This is a genomic window from Streptomyces sp. NPDC001493, assembly GCF_053597235.1.
Genome location: NZ_JBSFHV010000001.1, coordinates 449,066 through 455,185, shown reverse-complemented (window position 1 = coordinate 455,185; position 6,120 = coordinate 449,066). Strand labels below are relative to the sequence as shown.

Sequence of the window (6,120 nt, the reverse complement as noted above, 5' to 3'; positions counted from 1 at the left end):
TCGGCGAGGGGCGGCTCGTCTGCGGGTCAGGCGGCGATTTCGCCGGCCTGGAGCTGCCAGAGGGATGCGTAGAGCCCGTGCTGGGCGAGGAGTTCGTCGTGGGTGCCCTGCTCGGCGACGATGCCGCGCTTGTCCATGACGTAGATCCGGTCGGCGTGGCGGACCGTGGAGAGGCGGTGCGCGATGACGATCATTGTCCGGTCCTCCGCGAAGCTGCGCAGCGTGCGCTGGATGGCGGCCTCGGTCTCGTTGTCCACGGCGGAGGTGGCCTCGTCGAGGATGACGACCGGTGAGTCCTTGAGGATCGCGCGCGCCAGGGCGATCCGCTGCCGCTGGCCGCCGGAGAGCGTGGCGCCGCGTTCGCCGATCAGGGTGTCGTAGCCGTCGGGCAGGGTCGCGACGAAGGTGTGCGCCTCGGCCATGGCGGCGGCCCGGACCACGTCCTCGTGCGAGGCGTGGAAGGTGCCGTAGCGGATGTTGTCGGCGATGCTGCCGTCGAAGAGGAACGGATCCTGCGCGACGAAGCCGACGGCGTGGCGCAGGTCGTGCCGCCGCAGGTCCCGGACGTCCTGCCCGTCGAGCAGCACCCGGCCCGACTCCGCGTCCTGGTAGCGCATCAGCAGTTTGGCGATCGTCGTCTTGCCCGAGCCGGTGGCTCCCACCAGGGCGGTCACCTGGCCGGCCGGGACGGTCAGGGAGAGGTCCTCCAGTGTCGCCGGGCGTCCGGGGTAGGCGAAGGTGACCCCGTCGAGGACGATCTCGCCCCGCACATCGGCGAGTTCGAGCTTCCCGTCACCGGTGTCCGCCTCGACGGGCAGGGCGCGCAGGCGCTGGACCCGGTCGTAGGACGCGAGGGTGCGCTGGTACTGGTCGGCGATGCCGCCGAGCCGGCTCATCCGCATCAGCAGCATCTGGGGCAGGCCGATCAGCGGGCTGAACACCTCGAAGCGCAGGGTGCCGTTGAGTACCGACCGACCGCCGATCAGAAGGGTGCCGGCCATGGACGCGGTGGTGCAGGCCCGTACGGTCTCGACGTGGCGGATCGTGCTCCGGTCGGCCTGACGGCTGCTCTCCTGGACCGATTCGCTCAGCTCGTCGACGCGGGTCGCCTCGTACTCCTCGGTGCAGAAGCTCTTGACGGTCGCACCGGCTTCGAGCGAGTTGATCACTTGGCTGCCCAGCCTGGCCCGCCGCTCGCCGGTGGCGGCGTAGGTCGCCGCGGCTTCGCCCTGGTGGCGCAGCGAGAGCCAGGCGACGACCGGGATCGGCAGGAACGCGATCCAGGCGATCTGGGGTGCCAGCAGGAGGAACGCTGGCACCAGGACGGCGACACTGGTGCCGAGTTGCAGCACGTCGTTGGCCGGGCCGGCGAAGAAGGCGCCCAGCTGTCCGACGTCGTTGGTGAGTGTGCCGGCCACCCGGCTGGTCCGCTCGCCCTCCAGGTGCGCCAGTTCGAGGTGCTGGACGTGCCGGTACGTACGGCTCCGCCAGTCGTGCTCGATGTCCTGGCCGAGGCGGCGCCATTGGAGGTTCGAGGCGTAGGAGAGACCGGCCACCGCAGCGCAGGCGGCGGACACCAGCCCTGCCAGGCCGAGGAGTTGGGCCGATGCCGTGGTCAGACCGAGGACGGCCAGCGGGGCCGCCTCGCCCTTGATGAGGACGAGACCGGTCCATCCGAGGAAGGTGCCGAGCGCCATCTCGGCGGCCTGGCAGGCGACGGAGAGGGCGGCGGCCCGGTAGAGGCGGCGGCGGTGCGGACCGACGATCTCCAGCAGCGGGTGGTGTTCGGCACCGGTCCCGGCCGCGTGCCGGGCCGCCTCGACCGTTCCTCGCCAGGCTTTCCGGAGGACGATCGCGGTCGCTGCGGCAACCCCGCCCGCCGCCACCAACTGCCTGCCCCTCGCGGACCCCTTGATCAGCGTGACCCCGGCCACGATGCCGCCGCCGACGGCGAGCACCGGGCGCACCACCGCGCCGCGGTCCGCCCGTGGGGCCGGAGGGACGGCGGGGCGGTCCGCAGGTGCCGGACGTCCCGTTCCGGTCGTGTTCTCCGCGACGCGGGTGACGGCTCCGCGGATGATCCGGCCGACCTCCGCGGCGCGCAACCGCGCGTCGTGCCGCACGAGCACCCCGCCGGTGACCGGGTTGGCCCGGGCCTCGGTGATCCCTGGAACGCGACGCAGCACAGCGGCGAGAATCTCGGCCGTCCGGGGACGTCCGAGCACCAGCTCGACGTCCCAGCGCTGACGGCCCGGGATGACCGAGCGCGGGCTGGCACTCGATTCCACGGAGCGGAATCCGGCTGCGGCGCCCAGTAGCGATGGCATGTGTACGATCACCTGTTTGCGGAGGTCGCGGGAATCCGTCATGGACACGACGGAATGCGGCGACGGAGCGGGAAAGTCTGAACACGGAATGCGGCGACGGAGCAGAACGCCGAACGGCGGATCTCTGCGGCCGAACGGCCTGCCAACGGCCGCCGCCCGGGCGCGCTCCGCCGAAAGATCGATCGGCACGCACGCCTGGCGGCGGCCCAGGTTCCTACGGGCCGTCAGTGGGACTTGCCGGAGGCGGAACCTGCGGTCGCACGGATCTTCGGGGTCCTCGCGTCCCCTTCGGGGCGGTCGGCGGCCGCCTCCTTGGTGGCGGCACGCTGGCCGACGACGGAGTGCCCCTCGGTCTCACTGGCGGCGATCTGGGCGGCCACCACGTCGGCGGCCACCTCGGCCGCGAGGTCGTGCATGTTCTCGCCGGCCTCCTGGGCCGCCTTCTTCACCTCCATCGCGATACCGACGGACGTCCTGACGACTCCGCTCACCAGCGGCTTGAGCAGACGCTTGGCCAGCGGCGCGACGATGAGGCCGATCAGGAAGGGCGGGACTACTGGCGGCATGATTCTCCATCCTCTCCACGCATACGTATGACAGGGAACCCGGGCATGACGAAAACCGAAGCAGCGCACAGCCGGGCGGGATTCACTCTCGAATTTGTCCGGAACTCGCCTGGCGAGTCGAAATTCTCCGGACGCCGGAACTCACCATCCGATCCCGTGATCACCGTAGTGGAATCCCACCCGCCTGGGCCAAGCAGCTCCCCTGCATTCACTCATGAGAGTGCTTCAGGGCCTTTGTGCGCAACCTCCGAAACCCGGCACGCCCAACGCGCTCAATACCCTCGACGCATTAATGCGACTATCTGATTTACTTTCTCGGCGCATACGCCTTGCGGGTCGCCCGACCACATGCCGACGGCGCAGGACGGCCCTCCGCCCCGCGCGCCGTTCCGCGGAGACCCGCGCCCCGCACCACTACCGCCACCGCCACCGCGGGACTCGCCGGCCTTCGAGGGGACGGCGGGGCGGCCCCGCCACGACGCCGGGCCGGCCGGCACGACGAGCCCCGGCACCCCCCGTACGGGTGAACCAGGATCGGCCGCCCGGTAGCCCCCGACGGCCCTCCGCCCAGCTGCCAGGCGGCTCGGGCCATTCGAACACCCCATCCGTACAAGCCAGTTGGATGATCAGGGCCGAATTTCCGGTGGCACCATGACGCCATGTTCCGACGCTCCCCGCCGGTCGCCCTGGCGGCCGCCCTCACCGCCTCTGCCGTCGCGCTGGGCGGTTGCGGCGGAGCCGCCACCTCCTCGACCACCACCCCGCTGGTGATCCGCGGCACCGTCCGGATCGCCGGGACCAGCGAGACCCCGAGCTTCGACCCGTACTCCACGTTCGGCGCCTCCCAGGCCCACTACGCCTACGACTCCCTGGTCAACCTCACCCCCGGCGGTGACCTGGTCTCCGGCCTGGCCACCTCGTGGCGGGCCACGGCCACCAAGGCCACCTTCACCCTCCGCCCGGGCGTCACCTGCTCGGACGGGACCGAGCTCACCGCCTCGGCGGTGGCCCGCGCACTCACCTACGCCGGCGACCCGGCCAACCAGCTCGCCGGCGCCCAGACCGTCCTGCCGAACGTCCCGTTCAGGACGGTCGCCGACGACGGGACCGGCACGGTGTCGGCGACCGCCGCCGCCCCCTTCCCGTTCCTCACCCGCACCATCGGTCTGCTGCCGATCGTCTGCCCCGCGGGCCTCGACCGGCCCGATTCACTGGACCGCGCCACCCAGGGCACCGGTCCCTACGTACTGACCCGCTACACCCCCGGCGGACCGTACGAGTTCACCGTCCGCGACGGCTACACCTGGGGCCCGTCCGGAGCGACGACCGGGGAACCCGGCCTCCCCGCGCGCATCGTCCTCTCGGTGGTGCCCCAGGCGTCCACGGCAGCGAATCTGCTGCTCACCGGGGGCGTGGACATCGCCGGTGTGAGCGGGCCGGACCGCGCCCGGCTCACCGGACGCGGCCTGTCCACCGCCGATGTGGCGACCGTGGTCGGGCTGACCTTCTTCAACCAGCGTCCCGGGCGGGTGCTCTCCGACCGGGCACTGCGCCGCGCCCTGGTCTCCGCCCTCGACCGCCGGGGGCTCGCCAACGTCGCCGTCGGCGGCACCGGAGAACCCGCCACCGACTTCGGTGCCGAGGGCTCCGTCTGCCACGCCGACCTCGCCGACGACAATCTGCCCGCGAGCGACGCCCCCGATGCCCTGCGGGCAGCCGGCTGGACCCGGTCCGCCGACGGTCCGCTCACCAAGGACGGCCGGCCGCTCCGGCTCCGCCTGCTCACCAGTCCCGACCTCGGCCCGACCCTGGCCTCCGTCGCCGAGCTCATGGCCCGGGAGTGGACGGCGCTCGGTGCCGAGGTCGACCTGGTCTCCGAGAGCCTGCCGGCCCTCGTCAACGCCATGTACCAGAGCGCCGAGTTCGACGTGGTGGTCGGCAGCACGCCGGGGTTCGCGCTGCCGGTCGGCTTCATCTCCTTCTTCTCCGGCCCCACCCCGGCCCGGGGCCTCAACTTCGCGGGGGTGTCCAATCCCGAGTACGACGCCCTGGTCTCCCGGGCTCTCCGGGAGACCGACACGTCGGGATGCGGCACCTGGAACCGGGCCGCAGCCGCTCTCTTCCGCTCGGCCGACGCACTGCCGATCGCCCGGGGCAGCAGCGGCCTGTACGGCTACCGCACCACCTTCGCCACCACCTTCGGCGGCCGGCTCGTTCCCACCAGCATCCGCCTCCACCAGTGACCTGGGGCCCACCATGTCTGCATCCCAGCTGTTGCGGCACCCCTGGACCGTGTTCCTCGGCCGCCGCGGCGTCCGGCTGCTCCTCTCCCTGGCAGTCGTGGTCACCGCGTCCTTCGCGATGATCCGCCTCATTCCCGGCGATCCGGTCCGGGCCGCTCTCGGCGTCGACGCCTCCCCCGGCCTGGTGGCCGCCCGCAGGCACGACCTCGGGCTCGACACCCCCTTCCTCTCCCAGTACCGCCACTACCTCGACGGCCTGCTCCACGGCGACCTCGGTACGTCGCTGGTCACGGGCGCACCGGTCGCCGAGCTGGTCCGCACCCGGTTGCCCGCCACCCTGGAGATCGCCGTCCTCGCCTTCCTGACCGCCCTCGCCATCGCCCTGCCCGGCGGCCTGCTGGCCGCCGTCCGCACCCGTGACGGCCGACGCCCGCGCACCGAGCTGGTGTTCACGGCGGTCACCGCCGGTCTGACGGGGGTACCGGACTTCGTCCTGGCCGCCGGGCTCACCGCGTTGCTGGCGGTCGGCCTCCAACTGCTCCCGGTGGCCGGGGCCGCGGGCGCCGAGTCGCTGATCCTGCCCGTGATCGCGCTCGCCCTCGCTCCCACCGCCGTACTCCTGCGCATCGTCCGGGTGGAGGCGCTGAAGGTACTGAACGAGGACTATCTGCGCACTGCCCGGAGCAAGCGGCTGTCCTCGGCGCGCCGCTACCTCCGGCACACGGCACCGAACATGGCGTCCGCCGCGCTCACCGTCGCCGGAAGCCTGCTGCCCGCTGTGATCGCCGGCACGGTGCTCGTCGAGAAGGTCTTCGCCTGGCCGGGTATCGGCTCGGCCATGGCCCAGTCCGTGGTCGCACAGGACTACCCGGTGGTCCAGGCCATGGTTCTGGTGCTCGGCACCACCGTGCTGCTCGCCGGCCTCCTGGTGGACGTGCTGCTCGCCCTGCTCGATCCCCGCTCGGCGATCCGGGAGATGTGACC

At 72.1% G+C, this 6,120-nt stretch carries 4 protein-coding genes; 2 read left to right on the top strand and 2 right to left on the bottom strand.

Annotated features, from left to right (window positions below):
* Window positions 1–26 precede the first annotated feature (26 nt).
* Both ACWCWD_RS01855 and ACWCWD_RS01850 read right to left on the bottom strand, forming a co-directional pair.
* Window positions 27–2,327: an ATP-binding cassette domain-containing protein gene (locus ACWCWD_RS01855; protein WP_450769425.1), complete on the bottom strand. Its 2,301-nt coding sequence runs from the start codon at window positions 2,325–2,327 to the stop codon at window positions 27–29.
* 224 nt (window positions 2,328–2,551) lie between these two features.
* A complete protein-coding gene (locus tag ACWCWD_RS01850) occupies window positions 2,552–2,893 on the bottom strand; it encodes a DUF5132 domain-containing protein (protein ID WP_450769424.1) in 342 nt (113 codons plus the stop codon).
* 659 nt (window positions 2,894–3,552) lie between these two features.
* Here ACWCWD_RS01850 and ACWCWD_RS01845 point away from each other — a divergent pair.
* Both ACWCWD_RS01845 and ACWCWD_RS01840 read left to right on the top strand, forming a co-directional pair.
* A complete protein-coding gene (locus tag ACWCWD_RS01845; RefSeq protein ID WP_450769423.1) occupies window positions 3,553–5,136 on the top strand; it encodes an ABC transporter substrate-binding protein in 1,584 nt (527 codons plus the stop codon).
* Between the two features lie 13 nt (window positions 5,137–5,149).
* Window positions 5,150–6,118, top strand: coding sequence for an ABC transporter permease (locus ACWCWD_RS01840; protein WP_450769422.1), 969 nt, complete (start codon window positions 5,150–5,152; stop codon window positions 6,116–6,118).
* Window positions 6,119–6,120: the final 2 nt, after the last annotated feature.